We start from the raw sequence: 22,808 nt of genomic DNA, 5'->3' as shown, positions 1-22,808 counted from the left end.
GATGGCGGACGGCGAGGCAGCAGAGCGCCAGCGCGTCGACAAATGGCTGTTCTTCGCGCGCATCGTCAAGTCGCGTTCGCTGGCGCAGAAGCTGGTGCGCGACGGCCAGGTGAAACTCAACGGCGCGCGCATCGTCCGCCCGAGCGTCGATGTGGCGCCCGGCGACAGGCTGGTCGTCGCCCTTGAGCGAAGGGACGTGCATCTCGTCGTGCGCGCGCCCGGTCATCGTCGCGGGCCTTATTCGGAAGCCCAAGAGCTTTACGAGGATGTGAGCCCGCCGCCGGAGGCGCGCGAGAAGCTGACGGCCTTCGAGCAGGCGCAGCGCGTGCCGGGCGCAGGGCGTCCGACCAAGAAGGAGCGCCGCTCGCTGATGCGCCTGCGCGGCGAGGAATAGGCAATTCCTTCGCACTTTGGAAACTTCTACCCGAAGCCGCCCGGTTTCTGGAATGAAATCATCTTGCGGCAGGCGCGGAAAGCCGTTACCTCACGGTTCGATTGCTGCCCGGCGCTGCCGGTGGCCCACCGGCCTGAAACTGATCTCTGGAGCCTTTCATGACCTATGTCGTGACCGATAACTGCATCAAGTGCAAATATACCGACTGCGTTGAAGTTTGTCCGGTGGACTGTTTCTATGAGGGCGAGAACTTTCTGGTCATCCATCCCGACGAATGCATCGATTGCGGCGTCTGCGAACCGGAGTGCCCGGCCGAGGCGATCAAGCCGGATACCGAGCCGGGCCTCGACCAGTGGCTGAAACTCAATGCCGAATATGCGGAAACCTGGCCGAACATCACCATCAAGAAGGACCCGCTGCCCGACGCCGATGCCATGGACGGCGTTGAAAACAAGTTCGAGCAGTTCTTCTCCGAAAAGCCCGGCGCCGGCGACTGAGCGCGGCCGGCGGGCCGCGCGGCGCTGCCCCGGCTTTGCCAAGATTTTTTGGGCGCGCGCGCAATTTGGGGCTTGGCGAAGCCGCACAATTCGGTTAGGTCTCGGCCAAGCTTCCCTCTCGCCGGCGACGTCTTGTCGCGGGTGCATGGCTCATTGATTTCTGCTGCTTAACGTGCTATATACTGGTCACTGACCCAGAAAACGGCATTTTTGCCTTATAGCCCAAGAAAGCAATCAACCCTAGCGTCGACAAAATCATTCGAACTGCGGATGCCTTTCGAAACAAGGAATTCGTCGCGCTTTTCGTTGTCCGTTTGATGGTTACAGTGGGTGCGACCCTCCAATCCGTCCCACCCGCCGGATCATGCATGTCCGGGACCGGCGCCCGCCGGATGCGTAACAGGGAGTTTTTAAAAGCCTATGACAGTACAACAGAAAAAGTCTGCCGGCCGCCACGGTTTCAAGACCGGTGAGTCCATCGTCTACCCCGCTCATGGCGTTGGCACGATCAATGCGATCGAGGAGCAGGAAGTGGCCGGCATGAAGCTCGAGCTTTTTGTCATCGATTTCGACAAGGACAAGATGCGCCTGAAGGTGCCGGTTGCCAAAGCCATGAGCATCGGCATGCGCAAGCTTTCGGAAACCGATTTCGTCGAGCGCGCTTTGAAAGTTGTGCAGGGCAAGGCCCGCGTGAAGCGCACCATGTGGTCGCGCCGCGCCCAGGAATACGACGCCAAGATCAATTCCGGCGACCTGATCTCGATTGCCGAAGTCGTTCGCGATCTTTTCCGCGCCGACACCCAGCCCGAGCAGTCTTATTCCGAACGTCAGCTTTACGAAGCAGCGCTTGACCGCATGGCGCGCGAAATCGCCGCCGTCAACAAGCTTTCGGAAACCGAGGCTGTCCGTCTCATCGAGACCCACCTTGCCAAGGGTCCCAAGCGCGGCAAGGGTGCGGACGAAGAGGACGACACCCGCGAAGAGGCGGCCTGAGGCTTTTCTGCCCGGCCTCTCGCCGAAGCCCAGAGATGAATGAGAAAAATCCGGCCCCGGCGGCCGGATTTTTGCGTTTTGGCCGCCCTTCACGTTTTTGTGCACGAAAACCGACTGATGACATTGAACCAAACAGGCACCCGAGGCGTTTGAATTGTTGAGGAGTGCTGGGGCGGTTGCGGTTCTGACCGGACCTTCCGGCGCTCATGGCCTTGATCGTCTTGCCTTTTTTGGGAGTGGTGCCATGAATGTCGACGCACAGGATCATCGGATAGCCAGCGCAGCAATGGCCGCGCCCTACCTGACCCGCGAACAGGAAACGGAACTGGCGGCGCGATGGCGCGGCAGCGATGACAGCGACGCGCGCAATGATATCGCCATGGCCCATCTCAGGCTGGTGGTCGCCATGGCCGGCAAATTTCGCGGCTTCGGCCTTCCCAAATCCGATCTCGTCCAGGAAGGTTATGTCGGCCTTCTGGAAGCGGCAGCCCGGTTCGACCACGAGCGCGGCGTCCGTTTCTCCACCTATGCCAGCTGGTGGGTGCGCGCCTCGATGCAGGACTACGTGCTGCGCAATTGGTCAATCGTTCGCGGCGGCACGAGCTCCAGCCAGAAGGCGCTTTTCTTCAAGCTCCGCCGCCTGCGCGCCAAGATTGCCGCACGCGATCGCGAGATGAGCTCCCAGTCGATCTACGAGGAAATCGCGAAGAGCCTCGGCGTTGCCGTCTCCGATGTCCAGGTCATGGATGCCAGGCTCTCCGGCAGCGACGCCTCGCTGCAGGCCCCTGTCGGCGGCGAGGGCGAGGAAGGCACCGAGCGCATCGATCTTCTAGTCTGCGACCAGCCCTTGCCGGAAGAGCAGGTCTCCGGAATGATCGACGGCGAGCGCCTGAGCGCCCGGCTGAAGCGCGCGCTTTCCAAACTGTCGCCGCGCGAAAACCGGGTGATCCGCGCCCGCAAGCTGGCCGAAGACGGGGCAACGCTTGCCGAGCTCGGCGCCGAACTCGGCATCTCCAAGGAACGGGTGCGCCAGATCGAGACCCGCGCTTTGGAAAAGCTGAAATCGGCGATGACCACCGATGGCGGCATGATTGCCGTCACGGCGTGAGCCTTTTGGCCTATTGCGAAACGATTTTCACGTCCTGACCGGCCGACAGCGTCGCGCCGGGCCCAAGCGCGTTAAGCACCCTGAACAGCGCAAGCTTGCGGCTCGTTCCCATCATTTTTTCGGCGAGGCTCGCCATCGTATCGCCAGGTTGAACCTTGACGATCCTGATCCTCAGCGGCTTCAGACCGGCCAGTTCCTGCGGCGACATCTTGTGGAAGGACGACCGCACCGTGCTGGCGATATCCTCCAGATAGCCGCTGCCGCGCGGCGCGGCTGTCAGCAGGCGATAGATCTCGTTGCCGTCATGGATCACCGTCACGTCGAAGGACCAGTCTCCGGCGACCGCGCGCGCCGTGGCAGCCGGCATGCCGTTGACGCTGGTGGTCTCCACCGAACCGGGCACGAGGCCCGTCACCCAGCCGCTCTGGATATAGTCCTGAAGATCGCGTCGGCCCTTCGCCTTCACCCCGTCAAAGCGGATCGCGACATCATTGGGACCTGTCGCCACCACGGCATTGGCCTTGTCCGTCATTGAGAAGCCCGGCGGTACCTCGAAGGCGATCTCAAGCTTTGGATGATAGAAGTTCCGGTCGCGGATATAGCCTTCATCGGCATTGCTGCCATAGAGCAGGCCGTTGATCCCGTTCAGGAAATAATCGCGCCCGACCTCCTTCGCGCCGACATTCGCATAGAGGGCGGCCTGCTCGTCGGCAAGCTGCACACGGCGCGGCGTATTGGGATGGCTTGAAAGAAAGTCGAGGCTCGCATCCTCCGCGCCGGCGGATTCGTATTGGGCAAAGGCGGCCATGGAGCGCAGGAACCGCGCCGCCGCCGTCGGGTCATAGCCGGCTTCCGCCAGCATGCGGATGCCGATCGCATCCGCCTCGAGCTCCTGCTGGCGCGAGAAGGCGGCAAGCCGCATCTTGCCGCGCGCGGCAATCTGCTCGACCGCGGGCGTATCGGGCAGAACCTCGGCGATCACCTCGTTGGAAATGGCCTCGGCCTCTTCGCGGCGCTGGCGCTCGATGCCGTGATTGGCAGTGACGTGCGCCATTTCGTGCGACAGCACGGCTGCGATCTCGGAGGCGTCATTGGCAAGCGCCAGCAGTCCGCGGGTAACGTAGAGATAGCCGCCGGGCAGCGCGAAGGCGTTGATGCTCGGCGAGTTGAGAATGGTGATGCGATAGGTCTGCTGCGGGTTTTCCGAAACCGCCGTCAGCGCGCCGGCGATGCGGGCGACGAGTTTTTCCACCTGCGGATCGCGGTATTGCCCGCCATAGGTTTCCAGAATGCGCGGATGTTCGCGCGCGCCCATGGCGGCATTGGGGTCGTTGCGGGTCAGCGCCTCGACGGTCTGCTCGCTGCCGCCCGTATCCGGCACGATGAAATAGGTGTCGGTCGTCGTGCAGGCCGAAAGCGCAAGCATGGCGGCAAGGGCGAGCGCAGCGCGTCGCCCGCCCGTCCGGCGTCGGTCCGTTTTCAGGCGGCCAGGATTGTTGTTCATGCTTGTTGCGCCTGTCAAAACGCGACCCTTGTCCGGTATTTTCGTGACGGCCGTCAAGCCGCTTTTCCACTGTCATATTTGGCGTTCGCGGCCGCAAGGGTCAATAGCGCACCGAAATCGCCTCATTCTCGATGACAAGGCGATGATCGGCGATCTGCTCGACCTCGCCGGGCTCGTGCGAGACGATCATCACGGTATTGCCGGTTTCCGCGTGCAGTTCAAGCAGGAGTGTGCCCATTTCCCCGCGCATCTCAGGGTCGAGTGCGGCAAAGGGCTCATCAAGCAGCAGGACCGGGCGATTGCGCACCAGCGCCCGGGCAAAGGCGGCACGCTGGCGCTCCCCGCCGGAAAGCGAGGCGGGCATGCGGCGTTCAAAGCCTTCAAGGCCGACGCGGGCAAGCGCCTCGCTGATTCTGATCCGGTCTTCGCGGTCGAGCCTGAGGCCGGCATTCACGCCGAGGCCGGTATTGGTGAAGATGTCGAGGTGGGAAAAGAGGTTGTTTTCCTGAAAAACGACCGTGACCGGACGTTTGGCCACATGAAGATCGTTCATTGTCTCGCCGCCGATCAAGACGCGGCCGCTGTCTGGTTTCTCGAAACCGGCGATCAGGTTCAACAGCGTTGTCTTGCCGGAGCCGGAGCGGCCGGTCACCGCCGTCACGCGCCCGCCGGCGATCTCGCCTTTGAAACGGAAGGTCTTGTCGCCGAGCGAAAGGACCGCCGCATCCATAATGATTGAAGGCGATTGGGTCATGGGGTCTTTCCCTCCCGGGTTCCGCTCGCCGGCGCGCGGGTGCCGGCAATCATCAGGATCAGGCAGAGCGCCCCCAGGATCAGCGCCAGCCCGATGGCATCGTCGGTGCGATAGCTGCCGAGCCTGCTGTAGAGCAGCCATGGCAAGGTGGTCAGTTGGTCGCCGCCGAACAGGGCGACCGCGCCGAGATCGCCGAGCGACAGCGCCATGGCAAAGGCAAGCGCCGTCAGAACCGGTCTTTTGAGCCCCGGCCAATCGACGATTCTGAGGCGGGCAAAGCCGGAAAGCCCGAGGCTTGCGGCGAGCCGTGCCGTGCGGGACCGATGGACGGCAAAGGCCGGCTGCAGCACGCGCAACACGAACGGCAGCGCCATCAGCGCGTTGATCGCGGCGACGATCAAGGGAGCGGCGGCATCTGTCAGCCCGAAGGGGCGCAGAAGCAGAAACCAGCCGGTGCCAAGCACGATGGGCGGCACCAGAAGCACAAGCGAACCCATGGCCGACATGGCGCCGGCGCTGCCGCGAAAGAAGGGGCCGGGCTCCCTCAATGCCCGGATTGCCCCGATGGCCGTAATGAAGGAAAGCGCCACGCCAAGCGAGGCCAGCGCCGCCGACAGGGCTATGGCAAGGCTTGTGGCCGTTGCCCTGAGGAAGACCGGTTCGACGAGAAGCCCGAGAAGGTCCGCGCCTGCGCCCTTCACCACGATGACGGCGAGCGGCAGGAGCAGCCAGAGGGTGAACAGCGCGATCAGCGCGAAATCCATGCCGCGTGATGCGCGATGGTCTGCGTCCGGTCGCCGGCCCGGCTCGCTGCTGGCGCTTGTGCCGGGGTCGCCGGCGCGCGGCAGGAAGGCGAGTGCTGCCAGCACCAGCGCCGTCAGCGAGATCTGCAGGCCGGAAAGAGCAACGGCGCGGGCGGGATTGAAATCAAACCGCAGCGCCTGGTAGATCGCGACCTCGATCGTGGTCGCCGCCGGCCCGCCGCCAAGGATCAGCACCAGTGTGAAGGATGTGGCGCACAGCATGAAGATGAGGCCGGCCACGCCCGCGATCAGCGGCGCGATCACCGGCCATTCGATCAGGCGAAACACGGTGCGCTGCGGCATGGCGAGCATCGCCGCCGTCTTGAAATATTCCTGCGGCACCCGTTCGAGCCCCGCCAGAACGAGGCGGGCGGCAAGCGGCAGGTTGAAATAGACATGCGCGATGAGGATGCCCTGCAGGCCGTAGATCTGCAGCGGCCGGCCGAGCGTCGCAAGATCAAGCGCATCGTTGAACAGGCCCTGTCGTCCCCATATGCCGATAATCCCGAGCGCTCCGATCAGTACGGGCAGTCCGAGCGGCACGGCCATCAGCCGGACGATCCAGATGCGACCGGGAAAATGCGGACGCCTCGCCATGGCAAGCGCCACGGGAATGGCCAGAGCGACTGAGATGAGCGTCGACAGAAACGCCTGATAGAGCGTGAAGCGCAGGATGCGCCAGACATAGGGCTCGTGAAGAACCGCCGCCGCGTCGGCGAGCCGTCCGAACCCGGCAAGCGCCGCCACTGCCACGGCAATGAAGCCGAGGACGGCGAGGAGGGCGATAAGGCCGACGGAAAGGCTGCGGCGGAACTCCGTTCCTGACAGATACACTTCTGTTATCCCGACGCCGTCACCGCGCGCTCATGGCGTTCAGCCATTCGTCGATCCAGGCCTGGCGGTTTTCCGCCACCACATCGGGCGCAAACTGCAGGGTCTTGTCCGGCGTGACCGCGTTCTGGAATGCCGCAGGCAGCGGATCGGAGGTGGCGGCCACGGGCATCATCCAGTTATGCGTCGGGATTGCATCCTGAAAACCGGGCGTCAGGATGAATTCAAGGAAGGATTGCGCCAGCGCCGGATCATCGGCCATCGTCGTCATGCCGGCGACCTCGATCTGGATATAGAGCCCGTCTTCGATATCGGCGGCCTTGTAACGGTCGGTCTTTTCGGCAATCTCGTGATAGGCGGGCGAGGTGGTATAGGACAGAACCATCGGCGCCTCGCCGCTGGTGAAGAGACCATAGGCCTCCGACCAGCCGGGCGCGACCGTCAGGATGCGTTTCGACAGCGTCTCCCACTTTGCCGCTGCCTCGTCGCCGTAGACTGCCTTCATCCACAAGAGCATGCCGAGGCCGGGGGTCGATGTGCGCGGATCCTCGATCACGATCTTTTCGTCTTCCGGTCCGTTGACGAGCGCATCGAGCGTGGTCGGCGGTGTGGCGATGCTCTCACTGTCGTAGACGATGTCGAAATAGCCGTAGTCGAAGGGCACGAAAATCTCGTCGTCGAAGCCGCCGGGAATGTCGAGGTTCTGGGTGGAAACGCCGGATGCGGCAAAAAGTCCCGTCTCCTTCGCTTCGTGAATCAGATTGTTGTCGAGACCGAGCACGATATCGGCGGGGCTCGAGCGGCCCTCAAGCTTCAGCCGGTTCAACAGCGCGACGCCGTCTTCCGCGCCGACGAATTTGACGGTGCAGCCGCATTGGGCCTCGAAGGCGTCCTTCACCAGGGGCCCGGGGCCCCATTCGGTGTTGAAGCTTTCATAGGTATAGACGGTCAGTACCTTGCCATCCTGGGCATGGGCGCTGCCGGCTGCACCGAATGCCAGTGCCGCAATCGCGATTTTCATATGGTGGGCTGACATGACGCCTCCTTCGTGCTGTCGCAATCAAAAAGGGAAAAGGGCGTCTTCTGGTTCACGCGTCTAATCCCTCCGCCGGTGTTAACCGGATCAGGTTCCTCGGGTTGGCTGTTGACCTCTCAGCGGTTGACGCAAGAATCTCGCGTTCCGCACCCCGTTAGAGCTTCACGACACCTATCGCGGGCCTGCCTTGATTTCAAGGGCTCGCGCATTTGAAAAAACAAGCGAAAGTGACTAGGTATGAGGCACATTCGGATTTTCCGGATGTGCCCGCCAGTCGTCATGCAGGAAAGTGTGTCGGCTCAATCCTCTGCAAGCGCGAAAGCGAAGGCCTCGCCCGCGCTTCAGGAAAGAGAAACGGCGCTCCGGCGTGGGTCGGGCCTTTGCCTGTCTTTCGCCGTCGCGCTCGGTGTTCAAGGAAGGAGCACACGAAATGGCAGAAGCAAAGAGCGGGGACACCGTTCGTATTCACTATACCGGAACGCTCAACGACGGTTCGACCTTCGATTCCTCTGACGGTCGCGATCCGCTGGAATTCACTGTCGGCGCCGGTCAGATCATTCCCGGCCTTGATCGTGAGATTGCAGGCATGAATGTTGGCGACAGCCGTCAGGTTCAGGTTTCCTCCGACGAGGCCTATGGGCCGCATGATCCGCAGAAGGTTCAGGTCGTGCCGCGTTCGGCCATGCCGGCCGAGGTCGATGTGGCGCCCGGCATGCAGCTTCAGGCCCGCACGCCCGATGGCCAGACCGTGCCGCTGATCGTCACCAAGGTCGAGGAAGAGCAGGTCACCGTCGATGCCAATCATCCGCTCGCCGGCCAGGATCTGAACTTTGCGATCGAACTCGTCGAAATCGTGAAAGCCGCCTGATAAAAAAGGCGTTTTTCGGCAGCGCCGCCATCTTGACGTCGTCCTCGGGACGGTCGAAAATATTGCGGCGCGAAGAAGGCGAATTGCCATGATCTTGCCATTCTTTGGTTGAATGGCTGCCTTATAAATGGGGCTGGAATGCAACGCGGCGTTCCAGCCCCTTTTGGTGCGCGTAACAACGGGACCTGTCTGCAATCGCATGGAAATTTGCATTTGTTTTTATCTGGGCGTGGAACCGAAGCGGCGTTGTGTCGTTACGGACTTGGCCTCGCATACCAGAAAGGCAACTTTCGCGCGACTTCTCGACTGGAGCAGGCTTTTTCAAAGAAGATGGCGCGGCATAGATTCTGCTGTCGTGCAACATTCGGGAACCTTCTTTTTTCAACCGACGGGAATTTGAATGAAGAGACGTGTTTTTCTGGCGCAAACGGCAGTCGGCGCGCTGGCCTTTTCCGGCATTGCAGGGCGCGCATTCGGGCAGGATGCGGCCGTCGAGCCTGCCAAGGTCCCGGATCAGAACGAGGCCGTTAAGGCCGAAACGCCGCAGCCCGATGCCTTCACCTTCGATACGCTGACGGCCAGGATGAAGGCGCGCGCGGCCAAGCCCTATCAGGAACCGGCCCAGAATGTTCCCGCACCTTTCGATGCGCTCCATTACGATGACTATCGCGCGGTCCGCTACGATCCCAACAAGGCGATCTGGCGCGACCAGTCGGATTTCCAGCTGCAGGCCTTTTCGCTTGGCTGGTTGTTCAAGACGCCGGTCGAACTCTACGAGGTCGCCAACGGCAAGGCCGAGAAACTGGCGTTCTCCGCCAATGATTTCATCTACCGCGCGCCGCTTGATGTCGAACAGTTCAAGGATATCGAACTGCCCGGCGTTGCTGGCTTTCGCATCAACTATCCGCTGAACCGGCCCGATGTTTCCGACGAGCTGATCTCCTTTCTCGGCTCGTCCTATTTTCGCGCGCTCGGCCAGGGCAATCTCTACGGACTTTCCGCGCGCGGGCTTGCGATCAACACCGCGACGAACGAGGGCGAGGAATTTCCGCGCTTTTCCGCCTTCTACATCGTCCGGCCGGCAGCCGAGGGCGAGAAGATCACCGTCTTCGCCGAACTCGACGGCCCGAGTGTGACCGGCGCCTACCGGTTCGTGATCACGCCCGGCAAGAACACCCGCATGGATGTCACGGCGCGGCTTTTTTTCCGGAACGATATCGCCCGCCTCGGCGTTGCCCCCATGACGTCCATGTTCCTGTTCGGGCCGGCCAATCACCACGCCTTCGACGACTACCGGGAACGCGTCCACGACAGCGAGGGCCTGAAGATCGTGCGTGCGGACGGAACCGAATTGTGGCGCAACCTTCAAAACGCGAAGAAGCTCGCCAATTCCTTCTTCACCGAGACCGATCCGCGCGCCTTCGGTCTTTACCAGCGTCATCGGGATTTCGAGGATTACCAGGATGCCGAAGCCCATTATGAGCGCCGGCCGTCGCTGCTGGTCGAACCGCTCGGCAACTGGGGCAAGGGCTCGATCTCGCTGGTCGAGATCCCGACCGACAAGGAGGTCAACGACAATATCGTGGCCTTCTGGCAGCCGGATGCACCCGCCAAGGCCGGCGGTTCGGCCGAATACGCATATCGCCTGACCTGGGGGGCGATCGAGGAAGACCAGGCCCGCATAGCGCGCGTTGTCGACATCCGAAGCGGCGAAGGCGGCGTATCAGGAACTGAGGGCGACGATGACGTGCGCAAGCTGGTCGTCGATTTCGCCGGCGGCGCGCTCGATGATCTCGGCGGCGGTTCGGAACTTCAGGAGCGCCTGCACATTACCAATGGCGAAATCGTCCATTCGACGGTTTCGGCCATCAGGGGCGAAGGCGTCTGGCGGCTTGCCATCGATGTCCGCCCGGCCGGCGATGCCCCGGTGGAACTGGTCGGGGCGCTCTCCGACGGCAGCCGCGATTTGAGTGAAGTATGGCTTTATCAATGGAGAAGAGGCGATGACCAGCCAGAGTGACGGAAACAAGGATATGACCCGGTTCCTCCCGGAAACGGCGCCCTTGCCGATGCCCGACCAGATGATCGAGCGTCCGCGTCGCCAGGGCCTGGTCGCGTTTCTGCTGTCGCCGGTCCTTGTCCGGCAGCGTCCGCGCGCGGCGCGATCGCTTTCCAAGGGATAAGGGTCCGAACCGAAAGGCCAGCACGGGTTTCCGGCGCCGGCGTCAATGCGAGGATGAGCGATGCTGGCTCTCAGGCGAACCATTTCCATTCTGTTTGCGGCTTTCGTGGCGGCGGTCGCCTCGCGGCTGGCGATGGATGTGTTCTTCGCCGATGGCACCGACTGGGTGGATTTCGTCAGGATCGCGCTTTGCGCGGCCACGGCCGCGTGGATCGCATGGGGCGCATCGCTGGCGCTTGGCGGCCTGTTCGGCGCGCCGATCAGGACGCCGCCGCGTGCCAAGCTGTCGGAGGGCGGGCATGCCGCCCGCACCGCCATCCTGATCCCGGTCTATAACGAGGATCCGCGCGCGACCTTTTCATCTGCCGCCGCCATGGCCGAAAGCCTTCAGGCGACAGGGCACGCCGATCTATTCGACATTGCCATCCTGTCGGATACCCGCGATCCGGAGATCGCGGCCGAGGAAGAAGAATGGTTTCTCAGGCTTCACGCCGAGGTCGCGCCGCCGATGGAGGTGTTCTACCGTCGCCGCACCGACAATTCCGGCAAGAAAGCCGGCAATATCGGTGATTTCGTTCGCCGCCACGGCGCCCGCTACCCCTATATGCTGATCCTGGATGCCGACAGCCTGATGGAAGGCCAGACGATTGTCGAGATGCTGCGCCGCATGGAGGCGCAACCGAAGCTCGGTCTGTTGCAGACCCTGCCGAAAATCGTCGCCGCCCGCTCATGGTTTGCCCGCGCGCTGCAGTTTTCCGCCGGCCTGTTCTCGCCGATCTTCACACGGGGGCTCGCGCGCATGCAGGGGCATGAAGGCCCGTTCTGGGGCCATAACGCCATGGTGCGCACGGTTGCCTTTGCAGAAAGCTGCGGCCTGCCGGCGCTGACCGGCGCGCCGCCCTTTGGCGGCCACATCCTCAGTCATGATTATGTCGAGGCGGCGCTTCTGGCGCGCAAAGGCTGGATCGTCCGCGTCGATGCCGATCTGGAGGGCTCCTTCGAGGAGGGGCCGCAGAACGTCATCGACTATGCCAAGCGCGACCGCCGCTGGTGCCAGGGCAATCTCCAGCATATCCGCCTCGTCCATGCGCCGGGGCTGAAGGGCTGGAACCGTTTCACTTTCGTGCAGGGCGTGATGGCCTATGTCAGCTCGCCGCTGTGGATGGCCTTCATCGCCGCCTCGATCGTGGCGCCGCTCTTCGCCCCGCCGCCGGAATATTTCCCGAGCCCCTATCTGCCGGCGATCTTTCCGCGCGCGGAGACTGCGCTCGCGGTGACGTTGCTCGTCGGCGTCGGCGGTTTGCTGATCGGCCCGAAATTGTTGATCGCGCTGCGTTCCGGCCTCACCGGCGAGGCGCGCCGTTTCGGCGGTTTCCTCGCGGTGTTCACCTCGACGCTCGCGGAAATCATCTGGTCGTCGATCCTGGCGCCGATCACGCTGATGTATCAGAGCCGCTCGGTGATGCAGATCATCTTCGGCATGGATGGCGGCTGGCCGTCCTCCGACCGCGAGGGGCAGACGATCGGCTATCGGGAAGCCTTCAAGGCAAGTTGGTGGATTGTCCTGACCGGCATCGTCATGCTGGCGGGCGCCTTCGTGCTCGCGCCGGCGCTGTTCTGGTGGCTGACGCCGATCGCCGTGCCGCAAATGCTTTCGCCGCTGCTGATCGCCGCCAGTTCCTCGCCGGCAAGCGGGCGCATTGCCGCGCGCTGCGGCCTGCTTTTGACGCCCGAGGAGCGCGAGCGCCCTGCGGTCATGCAGTTGCGCGATGCGGTGCTGGCGCGCTGGCATCACCCGCTTGCCGAGGAAGATGCGGCGCGCGAGGGTTTTGCGGAGGACCCGCAAACGGGCAAGGCCGAACCCGCCTTTTCGGCCGCTCGGGGATAATGGATTTGAAAGAGGGAGGAGCGCACGCCGTCGTGCGCGTACCGTCGGAGAGAAGCCGTCGCGATCCGCGCCTCGACGTGCTGAGAGGCCTGGCCCTGATCATGATCTTCATCGATCATGTGCCGGAGAACCTGTATTCGTTCTACACCATCCGCATGATCGGCTTTTCCGATGCGGCCGAGGCCTTCGTGCTGATCTCCGGCATCTCGGCCGGGCTTGCCTATAGCCACCGCTTCGCCGGCGCGATGATGAGCACCGCCAGAGCGATCTGGCGGCGGGCGCTGACGATCTATGGCGCCCATGTGCTCTCCACCGTGCTGGCTCTCGCGATGACCCTGCCGGCCGTCTTTGCCTTAGACCTGTTCGAATTCGGCGCGGTGAACGGCGTCGACTGGGCATGGCGACAGCCTTTCGCCACCGCCATCGGCATCTTCACGCTCTCCTATCAGGTCAGCTATTTCAACATCCTGCCGCTCTACGTGGTGCTGTTTGCCGCCGTGCCCGGCCTGTTGTGGCTCGGGCGCAAAAGCGTCGCGCCGATGCTCGTCGTCAGCGCCGCGATCTGGCTTGCCGGGCGCTGGAGCGGGCTGAAAATGCCGGCCCATCCGGGCGACTGGGCCTGGTACTTCAATCCCTTCTGCTGGATCCTGCTGTTTGCGATCGGCCTTGCCGTGGGGATGACGGCGCGCCGGGGCAGGGCGCTGGTGCCGTTTTCGCCCGTTCTTTATGCCGCTGCCGTTGCCTTTGTCGCCTATTCCGCCTGGTGGCGGCTGACCGGCCACTACGAATTCCCCTGGCCTGCGGGCCTGACGCCGGCCGTCATTGCCGATACCAGCAAGGAAACGCTCGGACTGCCGCGCATCGCCCATATTCTGGCGCTGGCCTATATCGTCATCTACCTGCCCGGCTTTCGGCGTTTTTTCGAAACGCCCGTGTTTCATCCGGTCAACATCATGGGACGGGCAAGCCTTGTCACCTTCGTCACGGGGTCGCTGATCGCCTTCGCCCTGCAGATTTTCCGCACGGTTTATCCGACGGGGCTTCTTGAAGATACGTTGCTGCTTGCAGCCGGGCTGGTGGTCCAGTATTGCGCCGCCCGCTATGCGTTGCAGCGGGCCGGCCGGCTTGTCTCCCCCGATCAGGCAGGCGAGAGCGAAGAGCGGCGGGCCTTGGAAAACCTCGTCATCACGCCGCCGCGCAAGGCCAACCGGTAGAACCGGTCAGGCCGGCGATTTGACTGCGCCCGGCCCGTGGTGCGCTGCGCCGAGCGCCACCGGCTTCAGGCTGATGGCGGCGATGAGGCCGGCGAAAGCGAGGCAGGCGGCGAAGGTGAAGATGGCGGAAAAGGTGTCGCCATAGCCGGCAATGGCGGCCGCATGGGCGGGGCCCGTGAGGTCGTGAATGGCGACTGGCGTCAGGTCGGCAAGCGGGCCTGCGCCCGGCACTGGCGGGGATTGGTCGAGACCACGGGCGAGAAGCGCGCCATAGATGGAGATCGCGGTTGCAGCACCGATCATGCGCGACAGCGTGACGGTGCCGGTCGCAGCCCCGACATCGCCGCCGCGCGCCGCGTTCTGCACGCCGAGCACCGGCACCTGCTGGCCGAGGCCGACGCCGATTCCCTGAAGCCCCATTATGACGGCAATGGCATAAAGCGGCGCTTCACGGCTGTAGAGCGCCAGCAGCGTGAAACAGAGCGTCGAGAGCGCCAGACCCATGATGGCATAGGGCTTGTAGCGCCCGGTCATCGACATCAGCCGCCCGCTGCCGATCGAGCCGATGACGATGCCCGAGGTGATCGGGATGAAGAACAGGCCGGCGGTCGTCGGCGAAAGGCCGTAGACGGTCTGCAGATAGAGCGCGAGATAGTTGACCATGCCGATGGCGACCGCGCCGCTGGCGATCGAGATGAAGATCAGCAGGGCAACCGTGGGGTTGGCAAGGAGCGACAGCGGAATGATCGGCTCCGGCGCGCGGCGTTCGGCCAGCACGAAGGCAAAGCCGCAGACAAGCGCGACTGCCACCACGCCCAGGCTCGCGGGTGCAACGAGCGATCCGAAGATCTCGCTCGAGTCGCTCCAGAGCACGATGGACGTGACCGCGACGGCAAGGAGGATTGCGCCGGCAAAGTCGATCTTCGGTTGACGGTTCGGCTTTCGGTTGGGGAGCAGGAAGAACAGGCCGCCAAGGACGATGAGGGCAAGCGGCAGGTTGATGAGGAAGATCGAACGCCAGCCGAAGGCCGCCGTCATCGTGCCGCCGAGAAGCGGCCCGAGCGCCCCGGAGGTCATGATCACCAGGCTTGCATAACTCTGGTATTTCGGCCGTTCGCGCGGCGAAAACAGGTCGGCGTTGAGCGCGAAGATCGAGACCATCAGCCCTCCGCCGCCAAAGCCCTGAAGGGCGCGCGCGGCAATCAGCGTGTTCATCGAAACGGCCAGTCCGCAGGTCAGCGAACCGATGAGAAAGATCACGATCGCGGCCATCAGCACATATTTTCGCCCGATAAGGTCGCCAAGCTTGCCGTAAAGCGGCATCACGGCGCAGGAGGCGAGCAGATAGGCCGAGGCCACCCAACCGAAGCGCTCGACCGCGCCGAACTCGCCGACGATCGTCGGCAGGGCGGTGGAGACGATCTGGTTGTCGAGCGTTGCCAGGAACATCGCCATCAGAAGAAACAGAAAGGCGACGATCCGCAGGCGGGGATTTTCGACCAGCGAAACGAAAGGCTGATCGGCGCGGGACGAGTTGTTTGTCATTGTGCAAATATGTGATAAAAGCAAATATATGTCAATAACACTGAATTGCCTTTGGCATATTTCAAGTTGGCAGGAAATCGGGTATAGAAAAAGACATGACGAACAGCAGCACCCAAACGCGTGACAACGCCGACAATGATGCCATGGACCGGATTTCGGGCGCGATGACGCGCAACCGGCTGATGACGCGGCGGCGCATTCTCGGCCGGCTCGCCATCGCGAGAGTCGCGCCGGCGCTGGAGATCACCCATCTCGATGTGCTTGATGTCGTCTCCCGCGTCGAGCCGCCGGCCAAGGCCACGATCGGCGCGGTTGCCGAGGGCATGCGCATCGATCCCTCGCGCGCAAGCCGCATCGTCGCCGAGCTCGTCGCCCAGAACGTGCTTGAACGGCGTGTCTGCCAGAGCGACGCCCGCCGCTCGATCCTCGTCATCACCGCCAGGGGCTCCAAGCTTCTGGACGAGATTCATGCGGTCAAGCGCGGCCTCATCGAAAGCGTCACGGAAAGCTGGTCGGCGGAGGAACTCGATGCCTTCTCCAGGCTGTATGAACGCTTTGTCTGCGGCATCGAAGATTTCATCAGCGAACATGCCGGTGAGGACGAGCGCGATGCCGTCGACGCACCGAAGGCCCGTTCGGCCGGCTGAAACCGGCGGCCCTTGCCTGAATCCGCTTTTGTTTGGCCGTGACATTCGATATGGCCTTAGCCCATGAAAGCAGCAGAAACCTTCACCCTTCTCCTGGGCGGCGCGCTTGCCGTGGACGATCGCGTCAGACGGCTTGTCGGCGGCAGCCGCGTCATCGCCGCCGATGGCGGCATGGTGCATGCCGAAGCGCTCGGCGTGTCGCCGGAAGTCTGGGTCGGCGATTTCGATTCCACCGATGCGGCGCTCATCGAACGGTTTCCGGATATCGAGCGCAAGAGCTTCCCGCCGGCCAAGAACGCGACAGACGGCGCGATCGCGACTGAGGAGGCGATCGCCCGGGGCGCGGCGCGGATCATCATGGCCGGGGCGCTGCAGGGCGAACGCACCGACCATGGTTTGATGAACCTGCTCCTCGCCGTCCGCCTGGCCGAAGCCGGCTACGACATGGTGCTGACCTCGGGCGAGGAAGAGGCGCGGCCGCTCCTTCCGGGCGCAAGCGAAATCGACATGCCGGCCGGCGCGCTGTTTTCCGTGCTCGGCATTTCCGACCTCTTCGGGCTTTCGATCGAAAATGCCGTCTATCCGCTGGATGATTTCGAGGCCCCCTTCGGCCTGCCGCGTACGGTGTCGAACAAGGCAGGCAATGGCGACGGTCCCGTCCGCTTCGGGTTGAAAAGCGGCCGCGGCATCGTCATCTTCCGTCCTCATGATTTTTCGGGAGTTTGAGGCATGGCGCCTCCGATATTGAAACTGGACGACATTCATCTGAGCTTCGGCGGCACGCCGCTCCTGTCCGGCGCCGGCCTGCAGGTCGAGCCGGGAGACCGCATCTGCCTTGTCGGCCGCAACGGGTCCGGCAAGTCGACGTTGCTGAAGATCGCCGCCGGTCTGGTCGAGCCGCAGTCGGGCGAAATCTTCCGTCATCCGTCGGTCACCATCCGCTATCTCGAACAGGCCCCGGATTTTTCAACCTATGCCACGGTGGAAGACTATGTAGCGGAAGGGCTTGCGCCGGGAGACGCGCACTATCGCGCCGACTATATGATGGAGCATCTGGGCGTCGATCCGAAGGCCGATCCGAAGACGCTGTCCGGCGGCGAGGCGCGCCGCGCCGCGCTTGCGCGCGTTCTCGCGCCCGAGCCCGATATCCTGCTTCTCGATGAGCCCACCAACCATCTCGATCTCAACACCATTGAATGGCTGGAAGGCGAGCTTGCCGCCACCCGTTCGGCGCTGGTGCTGATCTCGCATGACCGGCGGTTTCTGGAAAACATCTCCACGGCCACGGTCTGGCTCGATCGCGGCACGGCGCGACGCATGGACCAGGGCTTCGCCGCCTTTGAGGAATGGCGCGACAAGGTGCTGGAGGAGGAAGAAGCCGAACAGTACAAGCTGGCCCGCGCCATCGTGCGCGAGGAGCACTGGCTGCGCTACGGCGTTACCGCCAGGCGCAAACGCAATATGCGCCGGCTCGGCGAGCTGCACGACATGCGCGCCCGTCATCGCGGCCATCGCGGGCCGCAGGGCACGGTGAACGCGACGGTTACCGAAGCCAGGGACAGCGGCAAGCTGGTGATCGAGGCCGAGGACATCACCAAATCCTTCGGCGAGCGCCAGATCGTCAAGCCGTTCTCATTGAGGGTGGCGCGTGGCGACAGGATCGGCCTTGTCGGCCCCAACGGGGCGGGCAAGACGACGCTGTTGAAGCTCCTGACCGGCGAACTGGCGCCCGACAGCGGCTTTGTCCGCCTCGGCGTCAATCTCGAGATCGCCGTTATCGACCAGAAGCGCGAAGACCTCGATCCCGACGACACGCTTTCCCATTACCTCACCGACGGGCGCGGCGACACGCTGCTGGTCAACGGCGAACAGCGTCATGTGACCGGCTACATGAAGGATTTCCTGTTCCAGCCCGAACAGGCGCGCACCCCGATCCGCAATCTTTCCGGCGGCGAGCGCGCGCGGCTGATGCTGGCCCGCATTCTGGCCAAGCCGTCAAACCTCCTGATCCTCGACGAGCCGACCAATGATCTCGATATCGAGACGCTCGACCTGTTGCAGGAGATCGTCGCCGGCTTCAAGGGCAGTGTCATTCTGGTTTCGCATGACCGTGATTTTCTCGACCGAACCGTGACCTCGACCATCGCGCCTGCCAATCCGCTGGCACCCGATGGCGCCTGGCTCGAATATGCCGGCGGCTATTCCGATATGCTGGCCCAGCGGAAAGGGGCGGCTGCGGAGGCGAAGGCCCAGGAAAAGCGGGAGAAACAGGCCGCGCAGGACGAAAAGGGATCGGCCGAGCGGCCGGCGAAGAACAAGGGAAAACTCTCCTTCAAGCAGAAATTTGCGCTCGAAAACCTGCCGAAGGAGATGGAAAAGCTCGAGGCCCAGATCGCGACGCTGGAGGAGAAGATGGCCGATCCCGCCTTCTTCCAGCGCGACCCCGAAGGCTTCAACAAGGCGGCAGGCAAGCTTGAGGGCCTGAGGGCGGATCTTGCCGCCAAGGAAGAGGAATGGCTGGAACTGGAAGTGCTCAGGGAGGAATTGGAGGGCTGATGCCGGAAGGGCGCATCTATTTCGCCTATGGCTCCAATATGCTTGGCGAACGACTTTTGCGCCGCTGCCCTTCCGCGCGCGCCCTTGGTCCGGCCGTTCTTGAAGATCACGCGCTCGACTTTGCCAAGCCGGGGCGCGACGGTTCCGGCAAGGCGACGATTTGGGCGACGCCCGGCGCGCGCGTTTTTGGCGTGCTGTTTTCGCTCGAGCCCGGCGATTGCGACCTGCTCGACGGGTTCGAGGGGCGCGGCAAGGGGTATGACCGGGTCGAGGATTGCGTGGTCAGGCCGATGGCTGGCGGAGCGCCTGTCACGGCATTCACCTATATGGCGCCGCCTGCCTTCCGCGCATCCGGGCTTTTACCCTTCGACTGGTATCATGCCCTGATCATCGCCGGGGCGCGGCAGAATGGCCTGCCGGAGGAATATATCGCGCGGCTTGAGGGCATTGCCGCTCTTGCCGACCCGCAGGCAGGCCGCGCCGCGCGTTGCGAAGCGCTCGACATCCTCTCATCCCAGGCAACCGAGGCGTGCTTGCAAGCAAGGCCGCGAACCCCCTAAATAGGACGCCGCGCCGTCTGATAGACGGCAGCCGCCCCGTGTGAAAGCGAAAGCAAGAATGCCGGAAGCACCGCAAAAGGACCACAGAATGCAACGCTGGATTGGCCAGGCCTCCGTTGGCCGCGCGCCGCTGATCCCGTCGGTCACCGCCGCCCGCTGGCTGCTTCTCGGCGTGGCGATCGCCGCCGTCTATTTCTTCCATGGCTTTCTCGTGCCCGTTCTGGCGGCTCTCATCATCGCCTTTGCCTCGCAGCCGGTTTTCCGGGACCTCAACCGACGCCTCGGCAACCGCCGCACGCTTTCGGCAACGATCGCCATTCTCCTCATCCTTCTCTTCCTGATCCTGCCGATCATCTTCGCCGTGATCTACATGTCGCGCGAGCTCGAAGCCTGGATTGCCTGGGCGGCGGAAGCGAACAGGGTCGGTGCGCCGGTGCCGGACTGGATCTTCAACCTGCCGGTCGTCGGCGAATGGATTGCCACCAAATGGCGGGAATATCTCGGCCAGCCCGGGGATATCGGCCAGCTGATCCAGGCTGTCAGCGGCGAGAATATCGGCAGCATCTACCGCACCGCGCTGTTTGTCGGCGGCCGGGTGTTCGGCCTGCTGCTTTCAGCGCTGTTCATGCTGATCGCGCTGTTCTTCCTTTATAAGGACGGCGACAAGTTTGCAGCTCAGCTCGATGTGCTCGGCGAGCGGCTGTTTCCCGACCGCTGGTACCGCATCTCCCGCGTCGTCCCGGCGACGATTTCCTCGACGGTTACCGGCATGACGCTGATTGCCATGGGCGAGGGCATCGTGCTGGGCACGGCCTATTATCTTGCCGGCGTGCCGAACTTCGTCTCCTTCGGCCTTCTGACGGCGGTGATGGCCATGGTGCCGGGCGGGGCGCCGCTGACCTTCACCCTGATCTCGGGCTATCTGATCGCGCGCGGTACGCCGGTCCACGGGATCGCGCTGATGGCCTGGGGCACGATCGAGCTCTTCATCGTCGACAAGACCCTGCGGCCGCGTCTGGTCGGCGGGCCGATCAAGCTGCCTTTCCTGCCGACCTTCTTCGGCCTTGTCGGCGGGGTGAAGACGATGGGGCTGATCGGCCTGTTCGTCGGGCCGGTTCTGATGGCGCTGATTGTGGCGATCTGGCGCGAATGGGTGCTGGAAGCCTCCGGCACGGCGCCGGAAGCCGCCAATCCCAACGCCGAGGTCGCTCCGCCAGCGGGCGATCCGCCGGCCGGCGAGCCCGAGCATGTTCCCCGCCCCGGCGCCTATGCCGGGTCAGCGGAAGCGGCCGCCCCGCCGGAAGGAACGATGCGCTAGCGCATCGGCTCGAAAATCGGAATCGATTTCCGAAAAGAACGATGCGTAGATTCAATAAGTTAGAGCCCTTCAGGCTTAAATGGGAGCGTTCTGCGGCAAATTCATGTCGCCCAGTTCAGCGCGCTTGACGCGCTGAACCGACTGGAACACGCCCTTGCCGGTTTGGGCAAACAGAACGGATTCCATTTAAGCCTGAAGGGCTCTAGGCCTCAGCCGAGGACGGCCAGTCGCATGCCGCGTTTCAGATGCGGCAGAAGCACGCGCATGGCCGAAGGTGCAATGGCGACGCAGCCGGCCGTCGGTTCGAAGCCTGGCCGCGCAAGGTGGAAGAACACGGCGGAACCCCGCCCTTTGATACGCCGTCTCATGTTCCAGTCGAGAATGATGACGATATCGTAGATGCCGTCGTCACGCCTCAGCCGCTCGTGGCTTGCGGAAAAGGGCAGGCGGACGGCACGGTTGTAGTTCGGGTCGGACGGCGCGTCGCACCAGCCGTCATCGGGCCTGATCCGGCGAAGGCCGAGCGGGCTTTGCGGCGGAATCGGCAGGCGGTCGCGGACAAGGCCGCCGGCCAGTGGCATGATGGCAAGCGGCGTTGCGCCATCGCCTTCCCGTTTGCGCGTCGAAATGCCGCCGCGGCCGATGGCTGCGGGAAAGCGCAGCGGCCCGAAGGCGAGGATCGCGCGGTTGGGTCCGCCCGGCGCGCGGCGCACGGCGATGACTGTCCCGTTGCTGCGGCGCGTTTTGATGGGTTTCTTCACTTTTTTTTGCTTTGTGCGTGAAATCATATAGTTTCATAGGACTACGCCCGGCGATAGCCTGCCGCAATATCGATATTGACGGATCACGCCATGCGGGAGAGCGAATGGCGCATAATGACACGAGAGGGCCGAGTGCATGACGGAGAGGACGATCCTTCTGGTCGATGACGACCAGGATTTGCGCGAAACGCTTGTCGAGCAGCTGGAGCTCTACGACGAATTCGCCATCCTTTCGGCCGATTGCGCCGCCCGATCACTGAAAATGCTCAAGGAAGAACAGGTCGACCTGCTGATCATGGATGTCGGCCTGCCGGACATGGACGGGCGCGAGGCGGTCAAGATGGCCCGCAAGAACGGGTTCAAGGCGCCGATCATCATGCTGACCGGCCACGACACCGACAGCGACACGATCCTGGGGCTTGAGGCGGGCGCCAATGATTACGTCACCAAGCCGTTCCGCTTTGCCGTGCTGCTTGCCCGCATCCGCGCGCAATTGCGCCAGCACGAACAGAGCGAGGACGCGACCTTCAATGTCGGGCCCTACGTGTTCAAGCCGGGGCAGAAGCTCTTCACCGGGGCCGGCAACAAGAAGATCAGGCTGACGGAAAAGGAAGCGGCAATCATCCGCTATCTTTACCGCGCCGGCCAGAAAGTGGTAACCCGCGACATGCTTCTGGAAGAGGTCTGGGGTTACAATTCCGGCGTCACCACCCATACGCTGGAAACCCATGTCTACAGGCTGCGCCAGAAGATCGAGGAAGACCCGTCCAATGCGCGGATCCTCGTGACTGAAAACGGCGGCTACAAGCTGGTGCCCTGACCGGCCCTTTTGGCGGGCCGCAGGGGAGAGCGGCTCGGGGAGATCAAGTTATGGCACTGTCGCGCGATATCGAGACGATCCGCCGGACCGAGCTTTTTTCCGGTTTTTCCGTCGACCAGCTGCGCCTGATCGCCTTCACCGTAACGCGGCTTTCCTGCGAGACGGGGCAGATGCTCTTCGAGGAAGATGCCGAAAGTCTCGGCGCCTACCTGGTCGAAAGCGGAACGCTGACGCTTGAGGCTGGCGGGCGTTCGGCCGGCATTGCCGGCGCCGGCAGCCTGCTTGCGGAAGCCGCCCTGATCAGCTCCGTGCCGCACCGCGTCCGCGCCATCGCCGCAGAACCTGCCGACATCCTCCTCATCCGGCGCGACCAGTTCCTGCGCCTGATCGAGGAATATCCCGACATCGCCAGCGAAATGGACCGTCGGCTCCGCCGCAACTTCGCCGAAATGGTCAGCGCGCTTTCCGCCGTGAAGACGCGGCTTTCGGATTTCTAAGCGGAGGCGGGCTCGCCCTTCGGTGCGAACCC

General features: G+C 63.3%; 22 protein-coding genes and 1 riboswitch. Of the genes, 16 read left to right on the top strand and 6 right to left on the bottom strand.

Features of this window, described 5'->3' with window-relative positions:
- Window position 1 precedes the first annotated feature (1 nt).
- From FF124_RS06690 to FF124_RS06675, 4 genes are all read left to right on the top strand, one after another.
- Complete coding sequence (locus FF124_RS06690) at window positions 2-394, top strand: RNA-binding S4 domain-containing protein (protein WP_138747710.1); 393 nt, start codon at window positions 2-4, stop codon at window positions 392-394.
- 158 nt (window positions 395-552) lie between these two features.
- Window positions 553-891 carry a ferredoxin FdxA gene (gene fdxA / locus FF124_RS06685; RefSeq protein WP_138747709.1) on the top strand — a complete coding sequence of 113 codons (339 nt, stop codon included), beginning with the start codon at window positions 553-555 and terminating at the stop codon, window positions 889-891.
- Window positions 892-1,311: 420 nt separating this feature from the next.
- A complete protein-coding gene (locus FF124_RS06680; protein ID WP_138747708.1) occupies window positions 1,312-1,884 on the top strand; it encodes a CarD family transcriptional regulator in 573 nt (190 codons plus the stop codon).
- A 244-nt stretch (window positions 1,885-2,128) separates the two neighbouring features.
- Window positions 2,129-2,992 (top strand): RNA polymerase factor sigma-32, encoded by an 864-nt coding sequence (locus FF124_RS06675; protein WP_138747707.1) that lies wholly within the window; start codon window positions 2,129-2,131, stop codon window positions 2,990-2,992.
- 10 nt (window positions 2,993-3,002) lie between these two features.
- Here the strand turns inward: FF124_RS06675 and FF124_RS06670 are convergent, their stop codons facing one another.
- The 4 genes from FF124_RS06670 to thiB form a co-directional block, all read right to left on the bottom strand.
- Entirely contained in the window at window positions 3,003-4,496 is a 1,494-nt protein-coding gene (locus FF124_RS06670; RefSeq protein WP_138747706.1) for a M48 family metalloprotease, read from the bottom strand.
- 100 nt (window positions 4,497-4,596) lie between these two features.
- Window positions 4,597-5,250: a thiamine ABC transporter ATP-binding protein gene (locus FF124_RS06665; protein WP_138747705.1), complete on the bottom strand. Its 654-nt coding sequence runs from the start codon at window positions 5,248-5,250 to the stop codon at window positions 4,597-4,599.
- Window positions 5,247-6,887: a thiamine/thiamine pyrophosphate ABC transporter permease gene (gene thiP, locus FF124_RS06660; RefSeq protein ID WP_187326841.1), complete on the bottom strand. Its 1,641-nt coding sequence runs from the start codon at window positions 6,885-6,887 to the stop codon at window positions 5,247-5,249. Before thiP ends, FF124_RS06665 begins: the two co-directional genes overlap by 4 nt.
- Before the next feature lie 19 nt (window positions 6,888-6,906).
- On the bottom strand, window positions 6,907-7,920 hold the full coding sequence (gene thiB / locus FF124_RS06655; protein WP_138747704.1) for a thiamine ABC transporter substrate binding subunit: 1,014 nt from the start codon (window positions 7,918-7,920) through the stop codon (window positions 6,907-6,909).
- A 47-nt stretch (window positions 7,921-7,967) separates the two neighbouring features.
- Window positions 7,968-8,084: riboswitch (TPP riboswitch) on the bottom strand.
- Between the two features lie 266 nt (window positions 8,085-8,350).
- Here thiB and FF124_RS06650 point away from each other — a divergent pair.
- From FF124_RS06650 to FF124_RS06635, 5 genes are all read left to right on the top strand, one after another.
- Window positions 8,351-8,788 carry an FKBP-type peptidyl-prolyl cis-trans isomerase gene (locus FF124_RS06650; protein ID WP_138747703.1) on the top strand — a complete coding sequence of 146 codons (438 nt, stop codon included), beginning with the start codon at window positions 8,351-8,353 and terminating at the stop codon, window positions 8,786-8,788.
- Between the two features lie 400 nt (window positions 8,789-9,188).
- Window positions 9,189-10,808 carry an OpgD/OpgG family glucan biosynthesis protein gene (locus FF124_RS06645; protein WP_138747702.1) on the top strand — a complete coding sequence of 540 codons (1,620 nt, stop codon included), beginning with the start codon at window positions 9,189-9,191 and terminating at the stop codon, window positions 10,806-10,808.
- Between the two features lie 13 nt (window positions 10,809-10,821).
- Complete coding sequence (locus FF124_RS20515) at window positions 10,822-10,971, top strand: hypothetical protein (protein ID WP_187326840.1); 150 nt, start codon at window positions 10,822-10,824, stop codon at window positions 10,969-10,971.
- Between the two features lie 60 nt (window positions 10,972-11,031).
- On the top strand, window positions 11,032-12,858 hold the full coding sequence (gene mdoH / locus FF124_RS06640; protein WP_138747701.1) for a glucans biosynthesis glucosyltransferase MdoH: 1,827 nt from the start codon (window positions 11,032-11,034) through the stop codon (window positions 12,856-12,858).
- Window positions 12,859-12,890: 32 nt separating this feature from the next.
- Window positions 12,891-14,072: an OpgC family protein gene (locus FF124_RS06635; RefSeq protein WP_187326839.1), complete on the top strand. Its 1,182-nt coding sequence runs from the start codon at window positions 12,891-12,893 to the stop codon at window positions 14,070-14,072.
- 6 nt (window positions 14,073-14,078) lie between these two features.
- On the opposite strand, the gene FF124_RS06630 is transcribed toward FF124_RS06635, so the two are convergent.
- Window positions 14,079-15,617: an MDR family MFS transporter gene (locus FF124_RS06630; RefSeq protein ID WP_138747699.1), complete on the bottom strand. Its 1,539-nt coding sequence runs from the start codon at window positions 15,615-15,617 to the stop codon at window positions 14,079-14,081.
- Between the two features lie 95 nt (window positions 15,618-15,712).
- Between FF124_RS06630 and FF124_RS06625 the strand changes: the two genes are divergently transcribed.
- The 5 genes from FF124_RS06625 (at window position 15,713) to FF124_RS06605 (ending at window position 20,698) form a co-directional block, all read left to right on the top strand.
- On the top strand, window positions 15,713-16,264 hold the full coding sequence (locus FF124_RS06625) for a MarR family winged helix-turn-helix transcriptional regulator (protein ID WP_138747698.1): 552 nt from the start codon (window positions 15,713-15,715) through the stop codon (window positions 16,262-16,264).
- Between the two features lie 63 nt (window positions 16,265-16,327).
- A complete protein-coding gene (locus FF124_RS06620) occupies window positions 16,328-16,990 on the top strand; it encodes a thiamine diphosphokinase (protein ID WP_138747697.1) in 663 nt (220 codons plus the stop codon).
- A 3-nt stretch (window positions 16,991-16,993) separates the two neighbouring features.
- Window positions 16,994-18,820, top strand: coding sequence for an ABC-F family ATP-binding cassette domain-containing protein (locus tag FF124_RS06615; protein WP_138747696.1), 1,827 nt, complete (start codon window positions 16,994-16,996; stop codon window positions 18,818-18,820).
- A complete protein-coding gene (locus FF124_RS06610; protein ID WP_187326838.1) occupies window positions 18,820-19,380 on the top strand; it encodes a gamma-glutamylcyclotransferase family protein in 561 nt (186 codons plus the stop codon). Before FF124_RS06615 ends, FF124_RS06610 begins: the two co-directional genes overlap by 1 nt.
- A 58-nt stretch (window positions 19,381-19,438) precedes the next feature.
- Entirely contained in the window at window positions 19,439-20,698 is a 1,260-nt protein-coding gene (locus tag FF124_RS06605; RefSeq protein WP_138747694.1) for an AI-2E family transporter, read from the top strand.
- A gap of 209 nt (window positions 20,699-20,907) precedes the next feature.
- Here the strand turns inward: FF124_RS06605 and FF124_RS06600 are convergent, their stop codons facing one another.
- Window positions 20,908-21,459, bottom strand: coding sequence for a L,D-transpeptidase family protein (locus FF124_RS06600; protein ID WP_246072222.1), 552 nt, complete (start codon window positions 21,457-21,459; stop codon window positions 20,908-20,910).
- Window positions 21,460-21,595: 136 nt separating this feature from the next.
- Here FF124_RS06600 and FF124_RS06595 point away from each other — a divergent pair, with 136 nt between their 5' ends.
- On the top strand, window positions 21,596-22,279 hold the full coding sequence (locus FF124_RS06595) for a response regulator transcription factor (protein ID WP_138747692.1): 684 nt from the start codon (window positions 21,596-21,598) through the stop codon (window positions 22,277-22,279).
- Between the two features lie 50 nt (window positions 22,280-22,329).
- Complete coding sequence (locus FF124_RS06590; protein WP_138747691.1) at window positions 22,330-22,776, top strand: Crp/Fnr family transcriptional regulator; 447 nt, start codon at window positions 22,330-22,332, stop codon at window positions 22,774-22,776.
- Window positions 22,777-22,808 lie beyond the last annotated feature (32 nt).

It is taken from the genome of Martelella lutilitoris, from assembly GCF_005924265.1.
Lineage (GTDB): Bacteria > Pseudomonadota > Alphaproteobacteria > Rhizobiales > Rhizobiaceae > Martelella > Martelella lutilitoris.
The sequence above is the reverse complement of the archived record's forward strand: the minus strand, read 5'-3'. Positions and strand labels throughout refer to the sequence as shown.

What these genes read in the sequence shown, in the direction of transcription:
- FF124_RS20515 (WP_187326840.1), top strand. Translation starts at nt 10,822, where the DNA reads ATGACCCGGTTCCTCCCGGAAACGGCGCCCTTGCCGATGCCCGACCAG.
- FF124_RS06620 (WP_138747697.1), top strand. Translation starts at nt 16,328, where the DNA reads ATGAAAGCAGCAGAAACCTTCACCCTTCTCCTGGGCGGCGCGCTTGCC.
- FF124_RS06590 (WP_138747691.1), top strand. Translation starts at nt 22,330, where the DNA reads ATGGCACTGTCGCGCGATATCGAGACGATCCGCCGGACCGAGCTTTTT.
- FF124_RS06645 (WP_138747702.1), top strand. Translation starts at nt 9,189, where the DNA reads ATGAAGAGACGTGTTTTTCTGGCGCAAACGGCAGTCGGCGCGCTGGCC.
- FF124_RS06690 (WP_138747710.1), top strand. Translation starts at nt 2, where the DNA reads ATGGCGGACGGCGAGGCAGCAGAGCGCCAGCGCGTCGACAAATGGCTG.
- FF124_RS06605 (WP_138747694.1), top strand. Translation starts at nt 19,439, where the DNA reads ATGCCGGAAGCACCGCAAAAGGACCACAGAATGCAACGCTGGATTGGC.
- FF124_RS06665 (WP_138747705.1), bottom strand. Translation starts at nt 5,250, where the DNA reads ATGACCCAATCGCCTTCAATCATTATGGATGCGGCGGTCCTTTCGCTC.
- FF124_RS06610 (WP_187326838.1), top strand. Translation starts at nt 18,820, where the DNA reads ATGCCGGAAGGGCGCATCTATTTCGCCTATGGCTCCAATATGCTTGGC.
- FF124_RS06625 (WP_138747698.1), top strand. Translation starts at nt 15,713, where the DNA reads ATGACGAACAGCAGCACCCAAACGCGTGACAACGCCGACAATGATGCC.
- FF124_RS06675 (WP_138747707.1), top strand. Translation starts at nt 2,129, where the DNA reads ATGAATGTCGACGCACAGGATCATCGGATAGCCAGCGCAGCAATGGCC.
- FF124_RS06680 (WP_138747708.1), top strand. Translation starts at nt 1,312, where the DNA reads ATGACAGTACAACAGAAAAAGTCTGCCGGCCGCCACGGTTTCAAGACC.
- fdxA (WP_138747709.1), top strand. Translation starts at nt 553, where the DNA reads ATGACCTATGTCGTGACCGATAACTGCATCAAGTGCAAATATACCGAC.
- FF124_RS06595 (WP_138747692.1), top strand. Translation starts at nt 21,596, where the DNA reads ATGACGGAGAGGACGATCCTTCTGGTCGATGACGACCAGGATTTGCGC.
- FF124_RS06670 (WP_138747706.1), bottom strand. Translation starts at nt 4,496, where the DNA reads ATGAACAACAATCCTGGCCGCCTGAAAACGGACCGACGCCGGACGGGC.
- FF124_RS06650 (WP_138747703.1), top strand. Translation starts at nt 8,351, where the DNA reads ATGGCAGAAGCAAAGAGCGGGGACACCGTTCGTATTCACTATACCGGA.
- thiB (WP_138747704.1), bottom strand. Translation starts at nt 7,920, where the DNA reads ATGTCAGCCCACCATATGAAAATCGCGATTGCGGCACTGGCATTCGGT.
- FF124_RS06615 (WP_138747696.1), top strand. Translation starts at nt 16,994, where the DNA reads ATGGCGCCTCCGATATTGAAACTGGACGACATTCATCTGAGCTTCGGC.
- FF124_RS06630 (WP_138747699.1), bottom strand. Translation starts at nt 15,617, where the DNA reads ATGACAAACAACTCGTCCCGCGCCGATCAGCCTTTCGTTTCGCTGGTC.
- mdoH (WP_138747701.1), top strand. Translation starts at nt 11,032, where the DNA reads ATGCTGGCTCTCAGGCGAACCATTTCCATTCTGTTTGCGGCTTTCGTG.